At 33.9% G+C, this 25,485-nt stretch carries 23 protein-coding genes; 11 read left to right on the forward strand and 12 right to left on the reverse strand.

Features of this window, described 5'->3' with window-relative positions:
- Positions 1 to 53: 53 nt before the first annotated feature.
- Positions 54 to 737 carry a PD-(D/E)XK nuclease-like domain-containing protein gene (locus tag MY04_RS19950; RefSeq protein ID WP_066212681.1) on the reverse strand — a complete coding sequence of 228 codons (684 nt, stop codon included), beginning with the start codon at positions 735 to 737 and terminating at the stop codon, positions 54 to 56.
- Positions 738 to 988: 251 nt separating this feature from the next.
- Here MY04_RS19950 and MY04_RS19955 point away from each other — a divergent pair, with 251 nt between their 5' ends.
- Complete coding sequence (locus MY04_RS19955) at positions 989 to 2,053, forward strand: hypothetical protein (protein WP_066212684.1); 1,065 nt, start codon at positions 989 to 991, stop codon at positions 2,051 to 2,053.
- A gap of 56 nt (positions 2,054 to 2,109) precedes the next feature.
- Here the strand turns inward: MY04_RS19955 and MY04_RS19960 are convergent, their stop codons facing one another.
- The 6 genes from MY04_RS19960 to MY04_RS19985 all read right to left on the reverse strand — a co-directional run bounded on the left by MY04_RS19960 (position 2,110) and on the right by MY04_RS19985 (position 7,022).
- On the reverse strand, positions 2,110 to 2,634 hold the full coding sequence (locus MY04_RS19960) for a gliding motility lipoprotein GldH (RefSeq protein WP_066212686.1): 525 nt from the start codon (positions 2,632 to 2,634) through the stop codon (positions 2,110 to 2,112).
- Positions 2,624 to 4,012 carry a regulatory iron-sulfur-containing complex subunit RicT gene (ricT, locus tag MY04_RS19965; protein WP_084005986.1) on the reverse strand — a complete coding sequence of 463 codons (1,389 nt, stop codon included), beginning with the start codon at positions 4,010 to 4,012 and terminating at the stop codon, positions 2,624 to 2,626. Before ricT ends, MY04_RS19960 begins: the two co-directional genes overlap by 11 nt.
- Before the next feature lie 257 nt (positions 4,013 to 4,269).
- On the reverse strand, positions 4,270 to 4,731 hold the full coding sequence (gene coaD, locus MY04_RS19970; RefSeq protein ID WP_066212689.1) for a pantetheine-phosphate adenylyltransferase: 462 nt from the start codon (positions 4,729 to 4,731) through the stop codon (positions 4,270 to 4,272).
- Positions 4,728 to 5,603 carry a DUF3822 family protein gene (locus MY04_RS19975; protein WP_158297792.1) on the reverse strand — a complete coding sequence of 292 codons (876 nt, stop codon included), beginning with the start codon at positions 5,601 to 5,603 and terminating at the stop codon, positions 4,728 to 4,730. The genes coaD and MY04_RS19975 overlap by 4 nt, the downstream gene beginning before the upstream one ends.
- Positions 5,604 to 5,605: 2 nt before the next feature.
- Positions 5,606 to 6,208, reverse strand: coding sequence for a hypothetical protein (locus MY04_RS19980; RefSeq protein ID WP_066212695.1), 603 nt, complete (start codon positions 6,206 to 6,208; stop codon positions 5,606 to 5,608).
- Positions 6,209 to 6,413: 205 nt separating this feature from the next.
- The gene (locus MY04_RS19985) at positions 6,414 to 7,022 is read right to left on the reverse strand and encodes a peptidylprolyl isomerase (RefSeq protein ID WP_158297793.1); all 609 of its coding nucleotides are present in this window, start codon (positions 7,020 to 7,022) and stop codon (positions 6,414 to 6,416) included.
- A gap of 69 nt (positions 7,023 to 7,091) precedes the next feature.
- Here MY04_RS19985 and MY04_RS19990 point away from each other — a divergent pair, with 69 nt between their 5' ends.
- Complete coding sequence (locus tag MY04_RS19990; RefSeq protein ID WP_158297794.1) at positions 7,092 to 7,544, forward strand: VanZ family protein; 453 nt, start codon at positions 7,092 to 7,094, stop codon at positions 7,542 to 7,544.
- A 73-nt stretch (positions 7,545 to 7,617) separates the two neighbouring features.
- Here the strand turns inward: MY04_RS19990 and MY04_RS19995 are convergent, their stop codons facing one another.
- Complete coding sequence (locus tag MY04_RS19995) at positions 7,618 to 9,624, reverse strand: hypothetical protein (protein WP_066212702.1); 2,007 nt, start codon at positions 9,622 to 9,624, stop codon at positions 7,618 to 7,620.
- A gap of 441 nt (positions 9,625 to 10,065) precedes the next feature.
- Here MY04_RS19995 and MY04_RS20000 point away from each other — a divergent pair, with 441 nt between their 5' ends.
- Positions 10,066 to 13,266: a SpoIIE family protein phosphatase gene (locus MY04_RS20000; RefSeq protein WP_169055543.1), complete on the forward strand. Its 3,201-nt coding sequence runs from the start codon at positions 10,066 to 10,068 to the stop codon at positions 13,264 to 13,266.
- A gap of 19 nt (positions 13,267 to 13,285) precedes the next feature.
- On the opposite strand, the gene MY04_RS20005 is transcribed toward MY04_RS20000, so the two are convergent.
- From MY04_RS20005 to MY04_RS20020, 4 genes are all read right to left on the reverse strand, one after another.
- Entirely contained in the window at positions 13,286 to 13,576 is a 291-nt protein-coding gene (locus tag MY04_RS20005; RefSeq protein ID WP_066212708.1) for a KTSC domain-containing protein, read from the reverse strand.
- Between the two features lie 108 nt (positions 13,577 to 13,684).
- A complete protein-coding gene (rsgA, locus tag MY04_RS20010) occupies positions 13,685 to 14,668 on the reverse strand; it encodes a ribosome small subunit-dependent GTPase A (RefSeq protein WP_066212714.1) in 984 nt (327 codons plus the stop codon).
- A 71-nt stretch (positions 14,669 to 14,739) separates the two neighbouring features.
- Positions 14,740 to 15,996, reverse strand: coding sequence for a 3-deoxy-D-manno-octulosonic acid transferase (locus tag MY04_RS20015; protein WP_066212719.1), 1,257 nt, complete (start codon positions 15,994 to 15,996; stop codon positions 14,740 to 14,742).
- A 45-nt stretch (positions 15,997 to 16,041) separates the two neighbouring features.
- A complete protein-coding gene (locus MY04_RS20020) occupies positions 16,042 to 16,554 on the reverse strand; it encodes an RNA polymerase sigma factor (RefSeq protein WP_066213495.1) in 513 nt (170 codons plus the stop codon).
- A 509-nt stretch (positions 16,555 to 17,063) separates the two neighbouring features.
- Here MY04_RS20020 and MY04_RS20025 point away from each other — a divergent pair.
- The 8 genes from MY04_RS20025 (at position 17,064) to truB (ending at position 25,485) form a co-directional block, all read left to right on the forward strand.
- Complete coding sequence (locus MY04_RS20025; protein WP_066212722.1) at positions 17,064 to 17,867, forward strand: SDR family NAD(P)-dependent oxidoreductase; 804 nt, start codon at positions 17,064 to 17,066, stop codon at positions 17,865 to 17,867.
- Between the two features lie 5 nt (positions 17,868 to 17,872).
- Entirely contained in the window at positions 17,873 to 18,859 is a 987-nt protein-coding gene (locus MY04_RS20030) for an NAD-dependent epimerase/dehydratase family protein (RefSeq protein WP_158297796.1), read from the forward strand.
- Positions 18,860 to 18,922: 63 nt separating this feature from the next.
- Complete coding sequence (locus tag MY04_RS20035) at positions 18,923 to 19,774, forward strand: zinc dependent phospholipase C family protein (protein WP_066212728.1); 852 nt, start codon at positions 18,923 to 18,925, stop codon at positions 19,772 to 19,774.
- A gap of 95 nt (positions 19,775 to 19,869) precedes the next feature.
- Positions 19,870 to 21,879 (forward strand): LruC domain-containing protein, encoded by a 2,010-nt coding sequence (locus tag MY04_RS20040; protein ID WP_066212731.1) that lies wholly within the window; start codon positions 19,870 to 19,872, stop codon positions 21,877 to 21,879.
- A 149-nt stretch (positions 21,880 to 22,028) separates the two neighbouring features.
- The gene (locus MY04_RS20045) at positions 22,029 to 23,594 is read left to right on the forward strand and encodes an NFACT RNA binding domain-containing protein (RefSeq protein ID WP_066212734.1); all 1,566 of its coding nucleotides are present in this window, start codon (positions 22,029 to 22,031) and stop codon (positions 23,592 to 23,594) included.
- A 97-nt stretch (positions 23,595 to 23,691) separates the two neighbouring features.
- Entirely contained in the window at positions 23,692 to 23,916 is a 225-nt protein-coding gene (locus tag MY04_RS20050) for a DUF3098 domain-containing protein (RefSeq protein ID WP_066212737.1), read from the forward strand.
- 33 nt (positions 23,917 to 23,949) lie between these two features.
- Positions 23,950 to 24,771 (forward strand): undecaprenyl-diphosphate phosphatase, encoded by an 822-nt coding sequence (locus MY04_RS20055; RefSeq protein ID WP_066212741.1) that lies wholly within the window; start codon positions 23,950 to 23,952, stop codon positions 24,769 to 24,771.
- A 9-nt stretch (positions 24,772 to 24,780) separates the two neighbouring features.
- Complete coding sequence (gene truB, locus MY04_RS20060) at positions 24,781 to 25,485, forward strand: tRNA pseudouridine(55) synthase TruB (protein WP_066212750.1); 705 nt, start codon at positions 24,781 to 24,783, stop codon at positions 25,483 to 25,485.

Consider the following 25,485-nt stretch of genomic DNA (forward strand, 5'->3'; position numbering starts at 1 on the left):
ATAATTTATGTTGTTCTTAAAAATAGAAGAAGTCTACAGATTGATGAAGTAACCTATTTTTGGTTTTTAAACTTTCTTAGCTGAATAACTTTTTCGATCAATTCAGTATCATCCGCTAATTTTTTTAAAAGAATGTCTGCTTTTTGACGTCCATTTTTTAGATATTCATCTTCTCTTTCCCAGTCTAAACGAAACAATTTTCCTTTAGATATTTTACTTACACCAATTACTCTAGCTATTGGAGCTTGAATAGGAATATTATAAAAAGAAATCTGACGATCGAAATCATTTCTTAATACTTGATTTTCGAAGGCTCCTTTAATAGTTCTAGAAGTAGTTTTTAGGTCCATTACGACTTCTCCCTCAATAAATAGATCGGGTTTAGCTTTACACTCTAAACCTGTAACGGGATCTTTCCAGAAAATACACTTTTCTACCTGAGCATTTGGGTGAGAAAGCATTTCTTGCATTAACGGATAGTTTCTAGCTGTTTGAGCGATTCTATTGATTCGATTGGCTTGTTTTTCGGGTACTTTTCTTTGAATTCTTACCCATTCTTCAGGTTCTAAAATTGCTGAATGAAGGTAAGTTCCTTCTCTTAGCGCTTTTTTGGGAGTGTGAGGTTGTTTTCCTAATAAAATAAGTTGAGCATTTCGAATATCTGTATTGGCAAGGGCAGGGTGGTTTCTGTAATCCGTTTCCTCCATTTCAACAATATCAAAATTAACTTTACTCATCTTATTTTATTAAATGTATTTGAACAATAAAACACAAAGATGCAATAGTTAAAAAGGAGGTGCAACTTTGATTGAGATATGTTCAATGAATATTTCTACGGTTTGATGATCTTTCTCTTATTTATCATCAAATGATGAATATCTTTTTAATAGGGTACAAAAAATATGTAATTTTAAGCAGAGATTTAATTATCTATTCGATAGAACACACAGAATATCTCAAACTTATCACTTAGACCGAATTGTAGCGTATGGCCATTATCAGTAAGAAAAAAGTACCTTATCCTGTCACTGAACCATTAGAATATTTTTTAGATCAGTACGATCGATTATCGCCTATATCCATAGATTATAATGACCTTTTGCGCTTTAATACTGCAGTTCCATTATATGATTCACAAGGGGAGGATACTTTATGGGTAACTGTGTATTATCCGCAAGACGATATGGAGCATATTTACTCTACGCTGAAAGAGTTGTATGCGTCTTTAAGAGCCGATGGTAACCTAACTGTAATGGAACACCTTTTTGTGGAGAGGGTGGATATGTGTACATATGGTAATACAAAGCCTTTTAGAATTCGAATTGTAAACCGTGTAAACGATAACTTTGACTATTTCTATATTAAAGTGGCCGATGCTTCACGTATTTATGGTTTAGAGTTAGAGGATATATTATCGCCCAATAAGGTAAGTTACTTAGTGACTGAACAAACGCTTATTGAAGAGCATATTCCGGGTATTCCAGGTGATATGTTTATTAATAATTATCTAGAAGATGGGCATCAGAATAAAACACGTTTGGCGAAAGAGTTTATTAAGTTTAATGAGAGATGTTTTGTGCAATTATTGGGAGATATGCACTCTTCCAACTGGGTAGTATTAATGGTGCCAGATTTTGATGAAATCAACTATAGAATTCGCCCAATTGATTTTGATCAGCAAAGTTATGAAGGGAGAAGGAATATCTACATGCCTCAGTTCTATAGACAAAATAACCCGGTGATTCAATTGGGTATGGGTAAGATTTCATGGGAATCAGTAAGACAATATCAAGCAGAAGAAAGATTTATGATTGCTACCCGTGTTATGGGTTTCCGTCATAGAGCAAAAGATATATTAAAAACAATGAGGAAAGATATCATAGCACCTCATAAAAATGTAGAAACACTTAGAGATGAGCTGACTTTACATTATAAAAACAATCGTTTTTCTAAGTGTGAAAACATGGGTGAAATAGTCACAGAATCAATAGAACATGTCTTAAAACAGCAAGAAAAGTATAAAGATATGTTCAATTTTGAATCGCCTTATTAAAAGCTCAAATTAAGTGATAAAAAAAGAGGTATTGTTTATAGCAATACCTCTTTTTGTTATTTAGAATGTTCTATTCGATAACCTACTCCAATAATTCCTTCCAAAGAATCCTGTCGCATATAATGTTGGATTTCTAAGGAGTAATTTCCTTCTTTTGGGAATGAAATGTCTTTCTTTAATAGTAAAGGGTGATTGTAAATCGCACCAGTGCTACTATTACCTAAAGATGTTTCCATTTCTCCAAAAGGTTTACCCGATTTTACTTCGAATAACTGAAAATCACTTAATGTATTATTGATAATGGTATCATTATTTTCCTCTCCATTGTATATCAAAGAGTATTTGATATAGATGTTTTGGTAAGGATAATCATTCGTGTTTCTTATGTATGTGATAAGGTTGTAATCTTCATTGGGGTTTTCGATATCAAAATCAAAACTTGCCAATGAATCTACTGGCCACATACCTTCTGTAAAATCAATGTATTTTTCATCTACTCTTTTACTATCACAGCTGTAGAATGATAGAGCGACCAATAGACAGCTTAACTTGATAAAAAATGGATAGATTTTATTCATCATTATTATTTGGTCTTTTACGTCTTTTGTTCCCTTTGAAATTAGGTTTAAAAGGACGTTTTGGTCCATCTTTCTTTTTCTGAGCAGGGTTAGAATTTCCTTGAGGGGCATTCTTCTTAGGTGCACCTTTTTGTGGAGAATTGCCTTTTTTAGGAGCATTCTTTTGTTGTGGTGTTCCTTGTCCTCCTTTTTGATTTTGCTTTCTGTTAGAAGGTTGATTCTTTTTGCGATTTTGGTTTTGACCAGTATTTCCTTGTTGGTTCTGTCCACCTTTCGCTCTATTATCAGCTTTTTTCTTCTTCTTCTTTTGAGGAAGTGGCTGCTTATCAAGAATACTACTTAGCTTTTGTTCTTGGAATGCAGGTGCTTTTTCTTCGATATCTTCCTCTAATGTTTCAGGGAATTTACCTTTAGCATTCATTTTAGAAATTTCTTCTACTCTTTCTGTAGAAATGACATGCCAAGTAGTTTCACCTTGGAAACTAAACCACATACGCTTTCTGAAAATATCTACCTTTTGAAGGTGAGCTTCTCCTTTCTGAGTACGTAAATTTTTATCGATCATTGGAATATCTACCAAAGCATCAATATACGTTTCCAACTCATAGTTTAAACAACATTTTAGTCGCCCGCACTGTCCAGAAAGTTTCGAAGGATTTAAAGAAAGGTTTTGATAACGTGCAGCAGAAGTAGAAACACTTTTAAATTCCGTTAACCATGTAGAACAACATAATTCTCTACCACAAGATCCAATACCACCTAAGCGGCTTGCCTCTTGTCTTAAAGAGATTTGTCTCATTTCTACACGAATCTTAAACTCACTTGCCAATACTTTAATCAGCTGACGGAAATCGACTCTATCGTCTGCTGAGTAATAGAAGGTAGCTTTAGAATTGTCTGCTTGGAAATCAACATCAGAAAGTTTCATATCAAGCTTAAGATCTTGAATGATTTCTCTGGTCTTGTAAAGTGTAGGAATTTCTCTATTCTTCACCATAGCTAACTTCTCTAAATCTTTAGGAGTAGCATGACGTAGAATAGAAAGTATACTTTCGTCGTCTTCAACGTTCTTTTTCAACATTTGAAGACGTACTAAGTCGCCTTGAAGGCTAACATGACCTATATGATGTCCATTTCCTGTATCAACTACAAGAGGATCACCGATATAAGTTTCCAGGTGGTTGGTATTTCTAAAATACCCTTTGCGTCCACCTTTAAATTTTATTTCAATTATATTGAAGCGTTGTGAGGATGGCAGATCCATATCTCCAAGCCAATCGAAAGCATTTAATTTACTGCAACCGCCTGATTGGCAATCGCCGTTACTTCCGCAACCTGTAGGTACACCACATGCCATCGTCGAACACGATTGACATCCCATAATATATATATTTAAGCTATCCGATAGATAGGGTCGGCAAACTGGCCGTTGATCCAATGCTATTTAATTAAGCGAGGGATCAGAGATAAAAATGTTTATCTAAAAATTAGATTATTTATTTAAATAACCGTTCCTAAAACCTTAGTAATAATTCTATTATTAAGGATTAGGTGCAATTTAGCATTAAAAAATTTAAGTTGATTAGTCTGCTCTTAAACTTTTTAAATCTAATGATATTATTCTCTGGGTGATAAAGATTATTTGGGTACTTCTAAAGAAAATGGAACAAACTCATCAACGGTATGTCCGAATTTATGTAACTCTCTGATTATAGAAGAACTTAGGTGAGAGAATTCTGGAGAAGTGTATATGAAAACAGTATCTAATCCGTTAATGTGTCTATTGGCTTGTGCAATACTGTTTTCATATTCAAAATCTGTTGTATTTCTTAGTCCTCTAAGAAGTACAGTAGCGCCTAATTCTTTAGCTACTTTTGCCGTTAAATCTTGATACAAGATCACTTTTATTTGAGGGTTATCCTTAAAGTGCTCTTCGATAAGGGTTTTCATGGCCTCAGCAGGAAAAAATCTCTTTTTCTTAGTATTGTGACCTATTCCAATAATGATTTCGTCAAAAAGTTCAGCACCACGAAGAGCAATGTCTTCATGACCTCTTGTAAACGGATCAAAAGTGCCAGGGAAAAAAGCTATTCTTTTCATTTATTTAATTTCATATTTCCAATTATGTCAATAGCCGTTTGTTCTTGAGGTTCTTGATCAAATTGGTAAGCGAAACGAACATCTGTTGGTCTTGTGCCAGCAGATACTTTGTTTATAAACTTTTTAAGTGTTTTAATACTTTCTCCGTGGAAATCGACTTCACCCCAAATAACTACTTCAGCTTCTTGTTGGTCAATATTTAATTCTTCTAAAACAAAAAGAACAAAATACAGAAGGTCTTGAGGAGTTTTGTATTTGAAAGTGTTCGCAAAACGGACTTTTTCATCATCCGATTTTGTGATCAAAATCGTGTCCACGTCGATGTAACAGTGCAATACATTACCAAATAATGCATTTGCTTCGACAATAAAACTTTCGGTAGTGTGGTTGTAACTAACCTGAGAGTTACTATACATATCCGAAAGCCACTCTTCTAATTCTTTAGGGATAGCAAAACAAAGCTCAGTTTCTCCAGATTTAGGATGAACATGAATATTGTCTTTCTTCTGATGGAATTTAGAAATGAGTGATAAGATATTCTGTTTGCTTTCTTCATCATGAATTCCTTCAGGAACAAATGCAAAAGAAGGTAGAGCAGAAATAATGTGAACGTTCTTCCAAAATGCCGCATTTAGGAAAGAATGTTTTTGCACTATATTATGCAAATTCACAATTAGAGCAGTAGTGTTTTGTGCTGTGTCGTAGTGGTAAGATTCCAGTACGAGACATTCGTTGTTTTCGGCATCAAATACCCCTATAGTCAAACAGCTTTGATGTATTCTCAAATGCAAGCTGTAATTAGCAAGTTGAGCAACATCAAAGCTGTCTGAATGTACGGAGTATCTGACTGATTCAAATAGCAGATCTTCCAATGTTATTCCCAGTTACCTGCAGTAGTAGCTTCAGTTAAAGAACCAAACTTAAGTAATCTCTTTGTAGGAGAAGGGTTAGATTCTTTACGGTGAGGGTCACGAGGGTATTTGTCAACAACTTCGACAACCGCTACAGTAGCGTTACCTTTTTTGACCGTACTTGCAGAAAGTGTAAATTCTTTTCCTTTCTTACCTGGAATTCTTTTTAGCCTTGTAGCATCAAAGTCTTCACCAGGGAAGATTTTTTCTCTTACTTGTACTGCGTCGATTGTATCATATTCGATACGAACTGAGTCAGTACGAGTATAGTAAAGAGGGTCATTTTTCTTACGAGGTTGAATGATCTCTCTTTTCTGAACGTTGTAAATTGAATCATTGTCGATAAACATTGCTAGCGTATCCCATGATCCAGTATACTCTTTATAACGTTGGAAGTAAGCTGTTTCAGCTTCACGTATCAATTTCAAACGAAGGATTACATTTTTTTCTGAAATGCGGATCTCCTCTGATTCTTGAATGGTGTCAAAAACACTATGATATAATGAATAACTTAGTAAAAATACTACAGGTATCATTAAAATTGTAAGTATTGTTGTTTTTGTCATTTCTCTAAGAGTTTCTTTAATCTTGCTGCGAACTAAATACTTTATAAAACAAAATATGTGATATAGAAACTAAAAACATTTCAGTAATAAACATCCCAAATTTTGAACAAGGCAAATTTAATTAGAAAACTGATAAAAAATAATTTCGATTCCCTAAAACTTGTTACTGAATGTTGATAATCACCTATTTTTTCTACATATCGATCTAAAAATTATCTAATTCGTACGTTTTTACAATATCCTTCTTCTTAAGTTTAACAACTTTTATATTTATTTCATGTCTTTTGAAAGGAATTGCCTCCGAATTTATTTCCAAATCAGCGATTTTTTCAGCGACTTCCATCCCTTTTATCACTCGACCAAAGACGGTATAGTCACTATCTAAATGATGTGCTCCATCTCTAGCTACAATAATAAAAAACTGTGATCCACTTGATGATTTACTTGGGTTAATCTCATCACTTTGACGAGCCATGCCAATTGTACCATAATCGAACTTTAGTTCATCGGTAAATTCACTATTTAAAGTATAGCCAGGAGATCCAATACCAATTCTTGTAGAGTCTCCATCGGTGCGTGTATTAGGGTCGCCTCCTTGAATCATAAATCCTTTTAGCACCCTGTGAAATATCGTCCCATCATAAAAGCCTTCTTTGGCCAGTTTGATAAAGTTCTCTTTGTGTTCTGGTGTTTTATCTGAAAGTAAAAAAACAATCTCTCCAAAATCGGTAGAAACAATCGCTATTTCATCTTTACCTTTTAATTTTTTCTTTTTTTGAGCCTGTGCATTAAAAAATACACTGATAGATAACAATATGGTTATATATAATGAGGTATATCGCATACTTTTGTGACTTAATGAATCAAATTTATGACGAAAATAATGAACAAGAACGGAATAGGAAAAGATATACTGTGGTTACTTCCATCAGTTTTGTGGTTTTTAGTGACAATTAAGTTGTTATTAACAGTACAGCCTGTAGATCCTGACAGTTTTTTCTCTAAAATACCACATTTCGATAAAGTAGCACATTTCGGAATTTTTGGAATATTTACTGCTTGTTTGATGTTTTCTTTTTGTGGTGGTCGATTTTTTAATAATCAAAAAGGAAAAATAGTGAGAACAGTACTCATTATTGTTTGTTCTTGGGGGGCATTGACAGAAATATTACAAGGTTTGATGCTTGCTGCAAGGGAAGGTGATGTACTAGACTTTTTTGCTGATGCACTCGGTGGATTTCTGGGTGTCTATTGTTATGGTATTTTACATCAGATAGTCCCTATTGTACCTATTTATGATATAAAAAATAAAGAGTTGGAAACTGATCAGATTTAATGATTTTTTTTAAAACCCATAAAAAAAGAGTTCGATATATAAATATCGAACTCTTTTTTATTTCTGATGTAAATTATAGCTGACAGTGGTCGCCATCACAGAATTTCTCTGCCTCTACATCTTGACCTTGTCCCATCTCATCGAAGTTCAAAGGCTTGATATGTTTTGCTAACTCATCATACTTGTCCTTAGAAATCTCTTCGTAAGGCATTTGAGGATAGACTGTATTACCTAATTCTAATTTTGGTAAGAAACTGATCGACTTCAAGTGATACTGGAAGTAGTTCAAGATAGGCTCAATTTGGTTGGCCTCGTCTTTCTTGAATGTTACAGTAACTGATACTTGGTTGTCAGCCCAATAACGTTGAAGGAAAGCAGCCAAGTGAACTTGTTCCCAAATTCCTACTTGATTGACTGTTCTAACACCTGGGATTTCAACTGGAATGGATACTACCATAGTATCTGATTCAGATACTGAAGGCTCTACGTGATAATTCGCCGCGATACACTTTTCAATTAGAGGAGATTTTTTCGATAAACGAATACGTCTAATGTAGTGGTTGCTTTCAGGATAGTGCATACCTGGAGTAACACCTGGTAGTAAAGATACTGTTCCAGAAGGTTTTACCGAAGTTGTTTTTACAGAAGGAGTAACACACAACCACTCAGCATAGATAGTATCCCAGTTTTGGATAGTGTTGTATCCTTCGTCACACCACTCTCTGAATGTATCGATACCGTGTTTCTCAACAAACTGAGCTATACCTGACATAGAAGTACCAATACGTCTGTTTCTTAATAATACACGGTTGGTTTCAGGCCAGTGTGTATTTGTAAGCGTTACTGTTTTAGCGTATAAGTAAGCAAACTTCAATGTTCTTAAGTAATCTTCTTTAGAAGTTGCTCTTGTAGGGAAAGTCTCTACTAAACAGCACAACTCATAAGATTCTAGTGTTTGCTCAGCACATGGGTTAGTACCCATTGAGCGATTATCTTTATTGTCTGGAGCGTCACCCATACGTCCAAACTTTCTCATGTTATCTAACCAAATGTAGCCAGGCTCACCATTCACAGCAGTTTGTCCTGCTACTTTACTGTAATCCATACCTACAGTAGAGAATACTGAGTTATTAGAAGACCATCCGTACTCAGAACGGTGTGCTGAAGATCCTTCCATCTGTTGAGACTCAGGATTCCAACGGTAGTCTTTTAATTTTAAGTATTCGTCATCGTTAGGATCACCGAATACAATCTCTGCAGAACGTCTTACGTTACCTGCAACTACACAACAACCGATCATGTTCATGATGTCAACAATATCAGTTACTGTAATTGTAGCTGCTTCCGGTCTACCCGTAAACATTGTTCTGATCTGATCATGAAGTTTCATTAAAGGTCCAGGTCCAGATGACATACCACCGAATCCTTTAATAGGAAGACCTGCTTCACGAATCTTAGAATAATCGAATTCTACATTTACTCTTCCAGCGTGGAAGAATGAATCCAATAACATTCCTGTACTGTTTACCCAACCTTCTCTGGAGTCAGGTATAACATAAGTAACTTTATCTTCATTGTTTGGTTGGTAAATAGTTACCGTACCAGCACCCTTTGTATCAAAACCAACACCTACTCCCAACATCGACATATCCATAAGAAATTCGAATGGTTTAGTAGGATCTTCAGCCATTGTCTCTGTACTTACAAAAGAACAGTTGTTCAATGCAGCAAAAAGGTTACGCTTTGTAGTTAGTTCAGAACCCATTGCCCAAAGACCACGACCTGGAGGTAAGAATTTCATGTTAAACATGCGGTCGAACATCTCTTGAGCAGAAAGTTGTGCTTTATTGTCATCCCATCCTAATTGGTACTTTAAGATGTGATTTTTTTGAATAGTGTAAGTTCCTTCAACAACTCTTTTTACAGTTTCCCACCATACTTCGTTCGTACCATCTTCTTTAAGACGAGAGTACGTACGCATGTACACTAACTCTCCAAGACCATTGAAGCCAAATGGAGGTTTTACGTTCTTGTATTTATCAAGAAAACTGTTTTCGAGGGTGAATTTATATGTCATCATTTTTTAGAAAAGTTTGAACCGTTTACCGTGGGATAAACAGATGTATGGTATGTCTTCTTTTTTCGTTTCTAATTACAGTTTGAATACCTTTTAAGTTAGTAGAAAAAAACAACTTATAAAAATGTATTCATTTGAAAATGAATGTAATGAGGTGTGAAGTGAGTGAAATTTTAATTGATTGCTTTGTTAATGTTTGTTCTAACGACAAAAGGATAGGTTATTAAAATTTTATAGGCACTTTACACACGCCACTTCTACAAAGTAAGGTCTGAATTTCTTTAAAAACAATATTGCTTTTTAGATAATTTTTTCATCCTAATTATATGATTTAGAATTAAACTGATAATGTTCGTTTTTTATTATGATTTGAGGGTTTCATTGATTAAATTTTTTATTGATTAAAATGTTAATTGACATCAAAGCACTCTAAGATTAATTGATTTGAGAATTTTTACTAAAAAAATATTCATACTTTATCTAAATCTGATATTCTTATGCTACTGTTCCCATCGAACTTTTGCTCAATGGAATGTTTCCACTTACAACGAATTGAAGGGGCTTCAAAATCCATTGGTAAAATCTATTGCAAAAGATAGTCTAGGATTTGTGTGGGCAGCTACAGATGAGGGTATCATTCGATTTGATGGTAAAAACTTCCTTCAAATTAAAAAGGGGTTGCCCAGTCCTTACGTAAAAAATATTTTTACTACATCAAGTGGTGTGACTTTAGCAACAACAGATTTAGGGTTGATAAAGGTGAAAACTTCAGCAGCACATCCCGACATAGAATTACTTATTGAAGGGGATGCCTATGCTTCTGATTCTTTGTTATGGTTCCCAAAGCAAATATTCGAATCTAAGAATAATGACATTTGGGTTGCCGATAATCACTCCATTAATTTACTGGATTCTTCATTTAAAATTAAGCAACGCTACCAATTCTCCGAAAAAGATATCCCAACAAATTTTCAAAGATCATTTACCATTCTAGAGGATAGAAGACTTGGTATTTATGCTTTTTCTGAAGCAGGTTACTTTTATCGGTACAATAAAATACATGATCAGTTTGAAGAAATTTCTTTATTAAGTCAATTAGATAGAGTGAATCATGCCTTCTTTAAAGATGGTTTGATCTATGTTTCTACAGATTCGGGTTTTTTTTCCATTTGGTTGAATAAATCGGGTGATGAAGTTTTGTCGCAGACTATTCTAATTAATAATTTTTCTCCTTCATGGGTAGTACCATTTACCGAAGACCTTTGGTTAGTGACTACTTGGAACAATGGGTTCTTTGTTATCGATACTTCTGAAAAAGAGTTTAAGATCACGAAAATGAAAGAAGTGTCCTCTAGAGTAATCAACTCTATCTATTTGGAAGGACTTTCTGAAATATGGTTGAGTACAGATAATGGAATTACTTTATTAAAGGAGCAATACTTTACTAAACCTTTTAAAGATATAAGCAGCGGATACGTTCAGGATATTATTGAAGAAGGAGACGAGGTGGTTTATACCGATGGACACGCCGTATATTTTACAAATGTGATTCATGAGGGAGTGGAGAAAAGTTGGCAAATACCAAGTAATTATGGAATAGTTCTTCGTCTATTAAAAAGAGGAAAAGAGTATTGGATGTCAACTAATATAGGCTATATCCTAGTATATTCTGTTGATGGCGAATTGCTTAAGAAATTAGATTTGTCGGAAGGAGGAGGTGCAATATATAACCTTGTAGAAAGGAAAGGAGAGATTTGGTACGTCCAAGATCATGGAGGTGTTTACCGATTGAAGGATAATAGTATTCCTATAAGTTACGGCAGAGAAAAGGGGTTATTAAGTAAAGTAAACGTTTTAAAAGTAGAAAAAGGGACATTATACGCTGGAGGAAGTGATAATCATTCTTATATATTTAGCTACAGAAAAAGGTTAGATCGTTTCGTTAATCTATCTGTCCCATTAGGTTTTGAGAAGGTAAATAAACTAAGTGTCAATGATTTTATTATCGACCGAAAACAAATAGTTATGGCTACTAATTTGGGCTTGGCTATTCTTGATGAAGATGAGCTGAACTTAAAACAAGTCGATAATCTTGATTTAGGTGAAGTGAAAACAATAAAGCATGATAAAAGACACGAAAAAGTGTATTGGATTTCCAATAGCAGAGGTGTGATTAGAATTGAGGATTGGAAAAACTACTTAATCTTTGATGAACTATCGGGATTACCGAGTAAAACACTAGGATTCCGTTCTATGTTAATTAGTGATGATGGAGAAGTTTGGGCTGGAACAACTGCTGGTATTGGAATCTCAAGCGGAGATATGAACCTTAAGAAAACACCTAAACCAATTTTTACAAAAATTAGTAATGCCACATTCGATTTTATAAATATAGATAACCCCGAAATATCTTCTTCATCTTATATAGATTTTGAGTTTAGTAGTCTCTGCTACCCTGGTGCAATGGTAGAATTTAAGTACAGATATAATGATGGTCCATGGAAATCTTTGGGATGGAATAATAGTTTAATTGCTTCGGGTTTAGAGACGGGTGAATATGTATTACAAATAAAAGCCAAGCAAATAGGAGAGTTTGATTGGAGCGATTCCACTAATTTTTCTTTTGTAGTTGAAGAGAAATGGTACAAAACTGTATATGGATTAGCAGGTATAATATTATTCCTGTTAGGGTTGGGTTATGTAGCTTTTAAACTTTATGATGAAAAGGTGCAATACGATAAAGAAATTTTGGAGAAACTTATTTTAGAAAGAACCAATCAAGTGGCAAGTCAGAATAAAGTATTATCCAATAGAGAGGAGATTCTTAAAAAGCAAATTGATAAATTTAAATCTGTAAACGATAAGCTGAAGTATCAACAAAAAGAAATGACACAAAGATTGTATTATGCACGTTCGCTACAGTCTATCGTACTACCTCCAAACGAAAAGATAAATAGTTATTTTATTGATTCTTTTGTGATGTTTAAAGCAAAAGAAAAAGTATCCGGAGATTTTTATTGGATGAAGACCTTTAAAGAAAGGGATGAAGAAATATGTTATTTCGTTCTTTCCGATTGTATTGGTCATGGCACAGCAGGGGGGATACAGTCTTTATTTGGGATGCAGCTATTAGAACAAATTGTAGTAGATAAAAATATTACTGTACCTAATATTTTAGAACAAATGGATGAACTGTTGAGGGAAAAGTCAACAAAAGATCCAACTTTAGTAGGTATGGATATGATGGTGCTTCGTTTTAAAAAGTATGATGATGGATGTGAATTATCTTTTGCAAGTGCAAAAAGACCATTGTTTTATGTTTCTGAAAATAAATTTCATGAAGTAAAAGGCACAAGAAGAGCTATAGGTAATGAGCCAGAGCATGTTCGACAAAAGGGCTTTACCGAACACAAAATAAATTTACATAAAGGAAATACAATTTATCTTACTTCAAACGGTTTTTATGACCAATTTAATGGAGAGAAAAAACGTATTGGGATTGCGAAATTTAGAAAAATTTTACACGAAATATCTCAAGACCAATCTTTTGAAACTCAAAAAGTTTGGTTGGAAAATTATTTTACGATGTGGAAGGCATCTGCAGAGCAGATTGATGATGTTACAATAGTAGGCCTAAATGTTTAAAAAATAGACTGTTTGCTTATTAATAAGGTATTTTATTATTCTTGGTAAAGAGATTAATAAAAAACTTAAAGAAAGAATCTTTTTCTTTTTTGTATCGCTTTAATTCTCTTAGTAGTGTTCTACCTTGAGATTCAGATGTGATAATCATATCAAAAGAATCTGCAGGAAAATCTCTATAAGTAATTACTTTTCCTGAGTGTTTTCCTCTTTTGTATGAAACTTGAAGAATATTGTCTTGTTTATTGTAGATCAAAAACTCAATTAAAGAGGATTTTTTAGGTACTATTTTCTCTACGAGAACTTCTCTCATGTCTTTATAACTTTTTTTGTAGTCAATTTGAAAATCCTATTCACTTAAAAAGTGATATGAAAAAAATATTTCAGATTGTACTATGGGTATAACGATCAAAGTTAATTTTTATTTTCTATTATCATCACCTTCTAACATACTTAAATAACTTAAGTAGCGTGAAGTGGCAATTTTTCCTTCGTCGACTAAATCTCTGACTGCACACTGTGGTTCATGAACGTGAGTACAATTATTGTATTTGCATTCATTCATTACCTCACGAATTTCAGGGAAAAAATGACCAATTTCATTTTCTTCTATTCCCATGATACCAAGTTCTTTAATGCCCGGGGTATCTATTAAATGACCATTTTGTTCTGCAAGGGTGAACATTTCGGCGAAAGTAGTAGTATGTTTACCTTTCATGGCGAATAAAGAGATCTCATCAGTTTTTTGATGCATTTTTGATGCCAATTTATTCAAAAGAGTAGATTTGCCTACACCAGAATGACCAACCAATAGCGAAGTTTTATCTTTTATGATTTCATTTAGCTCTTGAAGGTTCTGATTTTCGGTCGCTGAAACACGTAAGCATTTGTAACCTAGCGGTTCATAGATTGATTTTAGGTAGTCTAAATATTCCCTGTCCTCATCCTCCAATAAATCATCTTTATTGAAAACAATATAGGTAGGAACATCATAAGATTCTGCTGCTACTAGAAAACGATCTATAAAACCAAGAGAGGTTTTGGGAAGGGCAAGTGTGGCAATTAAGATAGCTTGATCAATATTGGCAGCGATAATATGGCCGTGCCATTTTTTACGGGTAGACTGTCTTAGAATAATGTTCTTTCTATCGATAATATCATGAATGATTACCGTATTTTCAACTTCATCTTCTAATGTGTAATTCACAAAATCACCAACAGCAACAGGGTTAGTCACTTTCATACCTTTGAGTTTTAATTTTCCTCTAAGGCGACCTTTAAAGAATTGTCGAGTTTCCTTATCCTCAACTTCATACCATAAGCCAGTAGATTTGGTAATGATTCCTACTTTAACATCTCCACTAACCTCTTTTTCTTTATTTTTTTTCTTCCCTTTTTTTGCCATTCTAATGTGATTTCACCTCTATAAACTTTTCTTTACAGAAGGATTATGTCTTTTCGTAAACTTAATTTGAATTATTGATTTTCTGAAATAATCTTTTGACAATAACTGATAATTTTTTCAGTACTGCCTAAATTCTCATTAACATATTGTTTGGTAATTCTGCCGGTAGTAGTTCTAAACTCAACATCATCTACTAACTTTTTGATAATAGACAGACATTCTTCAGAGGATTGTATACTTAACACTCCTTTCCTTTCTACTAGCGCTATCGCCTCAATAAATTTACTGAATTCTGCACCAATAACAATAGGAATACCAAATGTAGCAGGCTCTAAAATATTGTGTAAACCTTCTTTGAATGCTCCTCCAACATAGGCAAAATCAGCAAATTGATACAAGGAAGACAACATTCCAATATTATCGATAATTAGAATATCGTACTGATTTATATTTTCAGTTGTTGCTTTTGAATAACGAATACACTTTCTACTAAAAAATGTATCTATAATAAATTGGATTTTTTTATCGGATATTTCATGAGGAGCGATGATCCATTTTAGAGAAGAAATACTATTGACACTTTTGCTCAATGCTTCGATGTCAAGAGGCCAACTACTTCCCACAACGGCTACTTGATTTCCTTCCGAAAATTGTTGGGCTAAGGGTATTTGTTTAGGAGACGCACAGATTTCGGCAACACGATCAAAGCGAGTGTCGCCAGCTATCTCTTTACAATTAATATTGATCTGACTCAACAGATCAAATGAACGCTGATCTTGAGTAAAAAAGAAGTCAAACTTCTTAAGCATATTTTGTTGAAATCCTCCCCCTTTCTTAAAGAAAGCTTGATCAGGACGAAAAATCGTCGAGAAGGATATTATTCTGGATGAATTCTTTTTTAATGCATTCAAGTAGTTATGCCAAAATTCATATTTGACAAAGAATGCAATTTTAGGTTGAATAGTTTCGACAAATTTTGTCGCGTTAGATTTGGTGTCTATTGGTAAGTAATATACAAAATCAGCTTGATCATACTCTTTTTGAACTTCATATCCACTAGGTGAATAGAATGTGAGTACAATTAGATAATCGGTAAATGCAGTTCTAAAAGCTTCGATAACAGGACGCCCTTGCTCAAATTCGCCTAGGGATGCACAATGAAACCATGCTACTGGACGTGTGTTATTCTTAAAATCGGAAGATATTTTTGATAGTAAACCTTTCCTTCCATCAATAAATAATTTGGCTTTTGGATGAAGAAAAGATGCAATTTTCATAGCACCACCGAAGGCAACATTGCCCATATTATAAAGCTGTTCTTGTATCATTTTACAAAAATAACAGCATTATTTAAGTAGTACTAAAAAGATTCATTAATATCTATCAGCGTACACTGCTAATACCTCTTTTAATTCTTTTCTAGCTAAAAAGATTCTGTTTTTTACTGTACCAATTGGAATGTTTAATCTATCTGAAATTTCATGGTATTTAAATCCTCTAAAATACATCATGAATGGTTCAGAGTACGTATCATCTAAATTCTCAATAGCCGTTTGGATATCATCCATTGCAAACTGACCCATAGCTTTATTTTCTTGTTTGGTAGAAGTGCTATTGATAAAATGCAGATTATCAGAAGTATCAATAAACGTTTTCTGACGTGCATTTTTTTGGTAATTCGTTAAGAATGTGTTTCTCATGATAGTAAACACCCATGCTTTCATGTTTGTACCTACCATAAACTTCTCCTTATTAGAGAAAGCTTTAAGCATTGTCTCCTGAATTAGATCTTTTGCATTCGCAGTGTCCTTTGTCAGTTTGTAAGCGAATGGCTCCAATGCTGGGATTAAATACTGCAATTTGTGATTGAATTCTATAGCTGTCATAATAATAGAGTTAAAGGTGTTTTGTTTAATGTTTCTCATTGTTGTTGAAACAAATATATAGGTTATTAAAACTCTTTGCAAATTTTGTTTAATATATTTTACTTATAGTTAAACAGAAAAAATCTATAGCAAATGCCTTTTTGTTCTGAAAAAAGCTATTATTAATAAGGTTGTAAATGATTGATTTTCTTATAAATATTGCTTTTTGATGATGTTTTGGAGGTTTTGTTGAAATTTGAGTTCTAGTCATTGGTCGTTATAGAATCGGAAAACTGACAGAAACAAGTTGAAAATATTTTGTTTATTATTTTTTAATTTTCTTTAAACAAAATAGATTTTCGAGTTTTTACTTATTTTGTTTAAGCTTTTCTTTAAAGATATATTCAAATACAACTCAAAGAATCATTCTACAACTCAAAAGAAAATATGACGCTTCCCAAGAAATGAAAATGCTTTGATGTGAGTAAAAAGTAGGTTTGCAGTGATATAAATGGAAATCACATCAATTTATGGGAACATCAGACAACAACTTTATTTTAATTACTGGAGCGAGTCAGGGTTTGGGAAAAGAGTTTGCTCGAACTTGTGCACAAAAAGGGAAGGATCTAATTCTAATTTCTTTACCCAAAGAAAACATCAAAAACTTAGCATTAGAGTTGAGTTTTAAATTTAAAGTATCCGTTTACTATTATGAGACTGATTTAACGAATCAAGTCGAATTAGATCAATTGATAGAAAAGATCAATCAGAAACACCAAATAGAAGTTTTGATTAATAATGCTGGAATTGGAGGTAGTCGTCGATTTGAAGAAGCATCGGAAGAATACATTCAAAACATTATTAATCTGAACGTATTGGCATTGGTAAAATTGACAAGAGGTCTATTACCTAATTTAAAAAATAAAAGAGAGGCGCACATTTTAAATATTTCGAGTGTGGCCGCTTTTGGGGCAATGCCATTTAAAACTGTATATCCTGCTTCCAAGGCTTTTGTTGAATCTTTTTCACTTGGGTTAAATGAAGAATTAAAAGATTCTTGTGTTAAAGTGAGTGTTGCCCACCCTGGAGGGATGCCTACAAATGAAATTGTGGCTCAACGCATAAAACAACATTCCAATATCTTAATTAGGAACACCATTTTATCTCCTTCTGAGGTGGCCGAAATATGTTTAGAAGAAATGTATAATGGTAAAGCTAGAATTATCCCGGGGCTAATGAATAGAGTATGTAGGTATCTTATCCGAATGTGTCCAGATAAAATTAGACTCCCAATGGTGAGAAGAAATCTATTACAGGAAATTAATATGGCATGAGTAAAATGAATAAGGTTTTAGTAACAGGAGCCAATGGCTTATTAGGTGCTAATATTGTAGAATCTCTATTAGCATTTAACTATCGAGTAGTGGCTTTGGTAAGAAAAGGGGCCAATCTGCAAGGTCTAAATGATCTTGATTGTGATATGTTCTACGGAGATATATCAAATAAAAAGGATCTGATAGAAGCAATAAAAGGATGTGATATTGTGATTCATAGTGCGGCTAAAACACAAAGTAATATCAATACCTTAGATGCGTTTTATCCCATCAATGTAGAGGTAACAAAGAATTTGATAGACATTTCGAAAGCTTCTGGTGTAAAGAGATTTTTGTTTATTGGTACGGCCAATACATTAACCAACGGGACAAAAGAAAAACCAGGGAATGAGTCGTCTTCATTTATGCCATGGTTGTATAAATCGGGTTATGCTTACAGTAAATACTTAGCACAAGAATATGTCTTATCTCAAAATGAAGATGGAATGTTCGAAACCATGGTATTGTCGCCTACATTTATGATTGGTCCTAGAGATGCAAATCACTCAAGTGGGCAACTGTTATTATTCGCTCTAAAAAATAAAGTGATTTTCTGTCCTCCTGGCGGGAAAAGTTTTGTTGATGTACAATATGTAGCACATGCAGTGGTCAATGCTATTACAAAAGGAAAACCTAAGAATGTATATCTTCTTTCTGGGGAGAATCTTACTTTCAAACAATTCTTTGATAAGGTACGCTATCAAATTCCACAAAGTAAGATAATTGTACCTATTCCAAAGAGTTTATTAATCCTTGGGAGTCGAGTGGTAGAATTATCAAATAAGTTTTTATCCACCTCATTTCCGTTTGATAGAGTGACCCAACGTTTGTTTTGTTTGGATAATTATTTTGATAATCAAAAAGCAAGATATGAGTTAGGGATGCATCAAACAGATACATCAAAATCGATTCGAAAAGCAAATAAATGGTTCTCAGAAAACCAACATATTTGATGATATGACTGGGTAAATCAAATTTTCTTATTAATATTGTTAAGCTTTAACACTTAACGATTTATGAAAACTTTTACTCTCTTATTCTCTTTCTGGGGATTCTTTGCACATCAAGAAATCAATCTTCAAGCCACCTTCTTATTACCTGATGAAATGTTCTTTTTCTTTAAATCTCATATTAATGAGTTAAAGAAAGGAGGGATAAGGCCTGATCAACGTAAAGGGTTATTAGACAACGAAGGAAGTAAACACTATATTGATATTGAGTTTTACGATTCTTTGTTACAACAACCCATAAAATTTGATGATGCTTTGCTGAAATATTCCAACGATTCATTATTAGTGAATGGTATGGCACCTTGGGTAGTTACAAAGTACTATTTTCTGTTGAGAAAAGCTTTTGAAGAAAAGGATGCTTATCTAATCATAAAATATGCCGGAGAGGTGGGACATTATTATGGCGATTTACACGTACCCCTTCATACCACTCATAATTACAATGGACAATTAACCAATCAAGTAGGAATTCATGCATTTTGGGAATCTACTTTGCCAGAAAACTATTATCCTCAATATAATATTCAATTAGAGAATGCCCATTATATAGACAATATTCAGGAGACGGTATGGGAAGCCATGAGAGAATCCCATTCTTTGGTAAAAACAGTCTTAAATGAAGAAAAGAAAGTAAGTGCTGCTTTTGGTGATAGAGGGAAGTATGTAGTAAAACGTCGAGGGGCTACTTTACAGTTGCAACCGTCAAAAAAGTATGCGGAAAAATACAATGAAGCAGTGGGAGGGATGGTGAGTGCAAGAATGCAGTTATCTATACAAAGAATTGCCAACTTATGGTTTACCTGTTGGGTAGATGCAGGACAACCCGATCTTAAAGACTTGAAATATAAAGTTGAATGATTTAAAGTATTTCATTGGACAATTAGTAGAGTAAAATAACATAGGAACTTAGTCTAAAATGTGATAGTTAAAGTTTTAGATAAACATCCCATATCATGAAAAACTTTTTACAATTTGCATCAATTCTACTGTTAATTTATTTTTCTTCATGTAAAAACAACAATGAAGAACAACCTACAGCCGAAAAGTCAGGGTTTGAAACATTACAGGTAGACAATTCCTTTAACTATTCCACAACCGTAGATTTTGATATCAACATCATGCAAGAATATGTTTCTTCAAATCTACCAATTGAAATTTATTCGTCAACAGATTTTGATGAAACTTCATTGTTGGGAAGTGTTGTTTTAAAAGGTAGTTCAACTTTTACATCCAGTATCAACATAGAAAGAGGGACGAAAAAACTATATATCAAAGCATTAAAAGCAGGTGTACCTCAATTTTTTGAATTTGATGTTAGTGAAGGTGTTAACTATTTATCATTAAGCGAAAATTTTATTTATAATAATATTGATGAAATTGATAATTCATCTTCATCAAGAACTGCATATACAGGACAGTTACATAGCATTTATGGTAATTGGGATAATCAAGGTTTGCCAGATTATTTGATAGACCCCGATACTGTATCACAAGCTCTTATGGATGATATTGATGCCTCCTTACCAGAGAGAAGACCAGTTCCAACGTATAATTCTTCATATTTAAAAGATATTAATTATGATACCAAAATAATTCAAGACGCAGATGTGTGGATTACTTTTGTTCATGAAGGGGCAGGTTACAGAAATACTTTGGCTTATTACACGTATCCTACAGGTAATCCACCACAGTCAACAAATGATATTGATAGTATCAAAGTGGTCTTTCCAAATGTATCTTATTTGTATGCTGGTGGCAAATTAAAAACTGGAGATAAAGTATTTTTAGGACGATTCGATGCAAATACTTCAATAGGATGGGTACTAATTCCAAATGGTTGGGACACTTCTATAGAACAACCAGTATATAAAAATCAAGTAAAGTATAGTAACTATTTATTAAATAACGACTCACCTGAAGGCTATAAACAACATATGGTCGCCTTAAAAGATACGGATAGAAATATCGTTGTTTTAGGTTTTGAAGATCTAACTCGTCCGGGAGGTGATAACGACTTCAACGATTGTATGTTTTATCTAACAGCTAATCCTTTTACAATTAGCGTAGATGATTATGATGATTTATCTGAAGCTGTAGATACGGATGGAGACGGTTTATTTGATCATGAAGAAGATTACCCTAACGATTCAGAAAGAGCATTTAATTTATATATCAATAATAAATCAAGTTTTTCTACCTATGGTTTTGAAGATTTATGGCCAGCAAAAGGTGATTACGATTTCAACGATTTAGTCATTGGGGTGAAATACAAAAAGGTATTGAATGCGAATTATTTCATTAGAGAGATTGTAATGGATACCAAAGTTTTTGCCATTGGTGGTTATTATCGTAACGGTTTTGGAATTGAATTTCCTTTCAATGCTTCGCTTGTAAATAATACTACAGGTCAGGTATTGGATCAAGGTGTGGTAACTACATCTGCAAATGGAACCGAAGTAGGAAGTGCAAAAGCTAGCGTTATCTTTTTCGAAAACGCCTACTCTCTGATGTCATCAGATGAAATTTTAGTGAATGTAAAACCATCTAGTACTTATGTTACACCTCATGAATTTACCGTTACATTAAGTTTTAATGCAGGACAATTAGCAAATTCATCATTTACCAATTACCCGAATCCATTTATTTTTGTAGATCAGGAAAGAGGTCGAGAGGTACATTTACCTAATTATGAACCTACGGCATTGGCTAATCAAGATTATTTTAAAACAAGTGATGATAACACAGATTCAGGTCAAAATATCTATTATAAAACAAATGCAAACCATCCTTGGGCGATCAATGTGGTAGCCAACGAATTTAAATATCCATATGAAAACGTAGAGATCACTTCTGCTTATAATCACTTTAAAACTTGGGCAGAATCAAGTGGTGGTAATTATTCAGATTGGTATAAAACCAAATCGGGTTATAAAAATGATGACATGATTTTTCAGCGACCCTAATCGTTAAAAATAATATATAAGCCTCAAGACACGTTCTTGAGGCTTTTTTTATATCATATATATGTGTTTTTTTGTAGTTGAAAAGAATCTGAAATTAAAATAAATACTCTCAAATTGATACTGAAATCTGTAAGAGAGTGGAGAAAAAGATGTTCAATAATTATTATTTCCTTAGACAACTTAGTCAGGCACTAAAAGAAAGATTAGTAGGGATGACCCTTGGGGCGTGTTTTAGTCAAAGTAAAGACGAGTTGATGATCGGCTTCTATAAAGGAGCACGCGAGCAATGGATTCGAGCATCTTTGATACCTAATTTTAATTTATTGACTTTCCCACTCGATTATCAAAGAAAGAAAGTCAATAGCATCGATTTATTTAAAGAAGCAATCGATCAGGAAGTATTGGATATCATTCAATATAAAAATGAGAGGGCCTTTTTAATTCAAATGACGGATGATTGGGGATTGTTATTTAAAATGTACGGCAATCGTTCCAATATTCTATTAACCCAAGGAGAAGAGGTGTATGCTATCTTTCAGAAAAGACACATTGATGATCAAAACATGGATATCAGTTCGTTGGATAGAGATATTGATCAATCGAAAGAAGCATTTTATGAAGGTGGAATAAAAGCTACTTTCCCCACTTTAGGTAGGGAAGCAAATGCCTATCTTGAGAATCAAGGATTTGATAAATGCTCTCCCGATGAACAATGGACTAGACTTTCTAATTTGGTGAAGCAACTTGAATCGCCTAATTATTATGTGGAGGAATTAGACGAACAAGTTCAGTTTTTATTGTTTCAATTAGAGGGAGCGAATACACTCCTAGAATCTGATGATCCCATCGATGCGGCCAACGAGTTTTATTACCGATTCTCGAAAAGGTATTTTGTAGAAAGAGAAAAAGGGCCACTTATCAAAGAGATTGATAAAAGGTTGAAGCAATCAAAAAGCTACTTGAAAAAGCATTATGCTCGATATGAAGAACTGACGGAGAATGCACGTTTTGAAGAAATCGCCAATATCATCATGGCCAACCTTCATGCAATTCCTCCTCGATCAAAAAAAGTGACTTTGTTTGATTTCTACAATGAGGAGGATATCAAAATAAAGTTGAACGAACTACATACTCCACAGAAAAATGCGGAGACGTATTATCGTAAAGCTAAAAATCAAAAGTTAGAAGTAAAGAATCTTGAAGCCAATATTCAGCAAAAAGAAACTGAAATGGAAGAATTGAAAAAACACAGAGAGGCGTTGGATCAATTTGAAATGGTAAGAGAGATCAGAAAATATATTAAGGCCAACGAATTACAGAAACTACAAAAAAATGAACCTGTATTCCCTTTTAGGAAATTCGAGTTCAAAGGTTTCGAGATTTGGGTAGGTAAAAATGCTGTAAATAATGATTTGCTCACGCAACGTTATGCCCATAAAAGAGATTTGTGGTTACATGCCCGGGACGTGGCAGGGTCGCATGTGGTGGTGAAATGGAAGTCGAAGCAACCAAATTTCCCCATAAATGTGATTGAGAAAGCAGCATCGATTGCCGCCTATTATTCTCAGAGAAAAACAGATACATTGTGTCCGGTAATTTATACTCCTAAAAAGTTTGTGAGAAAGAGAAAAGGAGATCCGGCAGGGTTGGTAGTAGTTGATAAAGAAAAAGTAGTACTAATAGAACCTGCTCCTTTTTCAGAGACTTTAACGTAATATATTCGCGTTTTTTTTCATATACTATAGAACCTTATAACTTTGTAAGTTGTAAAATCTGAATTTGAGTACATCAAGTAAAAAATATAATAAGGAAATGAGTAATAATAAAGAACATTTGGCTTTCGGTAAGAAGAACTTCGTTTGGATGTTGATTGGTATTTTCACTATCGTCATCGGTTTTGCAATTATGTCTATGGAGACTGCTGCAATGGGATTCGGTTCATTAGGTCTTACTGTAGGTCCAATTATCGTAGTAGCAGGATTTGGTATTAATTTCTATGCTATTCTTTTAAAAACTCCTAGCGCTCCAGAAGAGTAAAAACAAACCAATTATAAATATCAATTAGAATTAATGAGCATTTTTGAGGCGATTGTCTTAGGTATTATCCAAGGACTGACGGAGTTCCTGCCGGTAAGTAGCAGTGGACATTTGGAGTTAGCTAAAGCAATTTTTAATAATCAGGATCTGGATCCGGAAGGAAGTATGATGATGACGGTAATGTTGCACTTCGCAACGGCACTTTCTACCGTGGTTATTTTTAGAAAAGATATTTTGGAAATCCTAAAAGGACTTTTCCAATTTAAGTGGAATGAGGAAACACAGTTCTCTCTAAAGATTATTATCTCTATGGTACCTGCAGCTTTAGTTGGGGTATTATTAAATAAGCAAATAGAACAATTTTTTGGTGGAGCAGTATTGCTAGTAGGCTGTATGCTTTTAGTGACTGCAGTATTGTTATTGTTGGCAGATAAAGCCAAGAATACCACTAAACCTGTTGGATATATGGAAGCAGTAATTATTGGTGTTGCCCAAGCAATTGCTATTCTTCCAGGTATTTCTCGTTCAGGAGCTACAATTTCTACCTCTGTATTATTGGGTATCGACCGAGCAAAATCTGCTAGATTTTCGTTCTTAATGGTAGTGCCTTTAATCTTTGGTAAGATTGCTAAAGATATGTTAGATTCTAAAGAAGCAATTATGGATGGTACTTTTGCCGATGGCATTGGTGCTTTACCATTAACTTTAGGATTTATTGCAGCATTTGTAACTGGTATGTTGGCATGTCAGTGGATGATTGCTTTGGTGAAGAAAGCCAAACTGCAATGGTTCTCTATTTGGTGTGCTTCTGTGGGTACAATTGCGATAGTTTACTCATTATTCTTTTCGAATTAATCTGATAGAATGAAAGATTTTGATTTTGCTGCTGGTGAAACAGTATTGGTAGATAAACCCTTGGAATGGACTTCTTTTGGCGTGGTCAAGAAGTTAAGGTGGGAAATGAAGGTGAAGAAAGTGGGGCATGCTGGTACTTTGGATCCTTTGGCAACAGGTCTTTTAATTTTATGTACAGGTAAGAGTACAAAAACGATTGACCAAATTCAAGGGAAAATCAAAGAGTATGAAGGGGAAATGGTCATTGGACAAACGAGACCGTCTCACGATATGGAAACAGAAGTGGATAGCGAAACGGATATTTCCCATATCACCGAAGAAAATATTCATGCACTTTTACCTCAATTTACGGGTAAAATCATGCAAGTTCCTCCTATGCACTCAGCTATAAAAATAGATGGTGTTAGGGTATATAAACATGCTAGAAAGGGGAAAGAAGTAAAAATCGACCCTCGAGAAATTGAAATAAAGGAATTGGAAATCACAAAGATCGAATTTCCTAAAATTCAATTTAGAATGGTTTGTTCAAAAGGGACGTATGTCCGTAGTTTTGTACGCGATTTTGGTAAAGAATTAGGGGTAGGTGCTTACATGAGTGCCCTAAGAAGAACCAAAATTGGTGAATACTCTGTGAAAGATGCAAAATCTGTGGAGGAATGGATTGAAGTGATCCGTGCCTGGAGAGCATCGAAAGAAGAAGAGGAGAATAAATAA

The sequence above is a fragment of the Flammeovirga sp. MY04 genome (assembly GCF_001682195.2).
Taxonomy (GTDB): domain Bacteria; phylum Bacteroidota; class Bacteroidia; order Cytophagales; family Flammeovirgaceae; genus Flammeovirga; species Flammeovirga yaeyamensis.

What these genes read in the sequence shown, in the direction of transcription:
- MY04_RS20040 (WP_066212731.1), top strand. Translation starts at nt 19,870, where the DNA reads ATGAAAAACTTTTTACAATTTGCATCAATTCTACTGTTAATTTATTTT.
- MY04_RS19995 (WP_066212702.1), bottom strand. Translation starts at nt 9,624, where the DNA reads ATGATGACATATAAATTCACCCTCGAAAACAGTTTTCTTGATAAATAC.
- MY04_RS20015 (WP_066212719.1), bottom strand. Translation starts at nt 15,996, where the DNA reads ATGATACAAGAACAGCTTTATAATATGGGCAATGTTGCCTTCGGTGGT.
- coaD (WP_066212689.1), bottom strand. Translation starts at nt 4,731, where the DNA reads ATGAAAAGAATAGCTTTTTTCCCTGGCACTTTTGATCCGTTTACAAGA.
- MY04_RS19980 (WP_066212695.1), bottom strand. Translation starts at nt 6,208, where the DNA reads ATGACAAAAACAACAATACTTACAATTTTAATGATACCTGTAGTATTT.
- MY04_RS20035 (WP_066212728.1), top strand. Translation starts at nt 18,923, where the DNA reads ATGAAAACTTTTACTCTCTTATTCTCTTTCTGGGGATTCTTTGCACAT.
- MY04_RS19960 (WP_066212686.1), bottom strand. Translation starts at nt 2,634, where the DNA reads ATGATGAATAAAATCTATCCATTTTTTATCAAGTTAAGCTGTCTATTG.
- MY04_RS20050 (WP_066212737.1), top strand. Translation starts at nt 23,692, where the DNA reads ATGAGTAATAATAAAGAACATTTGGCTTTCGGTAAGAAGAACTTCGTT.
- MY04_RS19990 (WP_158297794.1), top strand. Translation starts at nt 7,092, where the DNA reads ATGAACAAGAACGGAATAGGAAAAGATATACTGTGGTTACTTCCATCA.
- MY04_RS20005 (WP_066212708.1), bottom strand. Translation starts at nt 13,576, where the DNA reads ATGAGAGAAGTTCTCGTAGAGAAAATAGTACCTAAAAAATCCTCTTTA.
- MY04_RS20055 (WP_066212741.1), top strand. Translation starts at nt 23,950, where the DNA reads ATGAGCATTTTTGAGGCGATTGTCTTAGGTATTATCCAAGGACTGACG.
- MY04_RS19955 (WP_066212684.1), top strand. Translation starts at nt 989, where the DNA reads ATGGCCATTATCAGTAAGAAAAAAGTACCTTATCCTGTCACTGAACCA.
- ricT (WP_084005986.1), bottom strand. Translation starts at nt 4,012, where the DNA reads ATGGGATGTCAATCGTGTTCGACGATGGCATGTGGTGTACCTACAGGT.
- rsgA (WP_066212714.1), bottom strand. Translation starts at nt 14,668, where the DNA reads ATGGCAAAAAAAGGGAAGAAAAAAAATAAAGAAAAAGAGGTTAGTGGA.
- MY04_RS20025 (WP_066212722.1), top strand. Translation starts at nt 17,064, where the DNA reads ATGGGAACATCAGACAACAACTTTATTTTAATTACTGGAGCGAGTCAG.
- MY04_RS20045 (WP_066212734.1), top strand. Translation starts at nt 22,029, where the DNA reads ATGTTCAATAATTATTATTTCCTTAGACAACTTAGTCAGGCACTAAAA.
- MY04_RS19950 (WP_066212681.1), bottom strand. Translation starts at nt 737, where the DNA reads ATGAGTAAAGTTAATTTTGATATTGTTGAAATGGAGGAAACGGATTAC.
- MY04_RS20030 (WP_158297796.1), top strand. Translation starts at nt 17,873, where the DNA reads ATGAATAAGGTTTTAGTAACAGGAGCCAATGGCTTATTAGGTGCTAAT.
- MY04_RS20020 (WP_066213495.1), bottom strand. Translation starts at nt 16,554, where the DNA reads ATGACAGCTATAGAATTCAATCACAAATTGCAGTATTTAATCCCAGCA.
- truB (WP_066212750.1), top strand. Translation starts at nt 24,781, where the DNA reads ATGAAAGATTTTGATTTTGCTGCTGGTGAAACAGTATTGGTAGATAAA.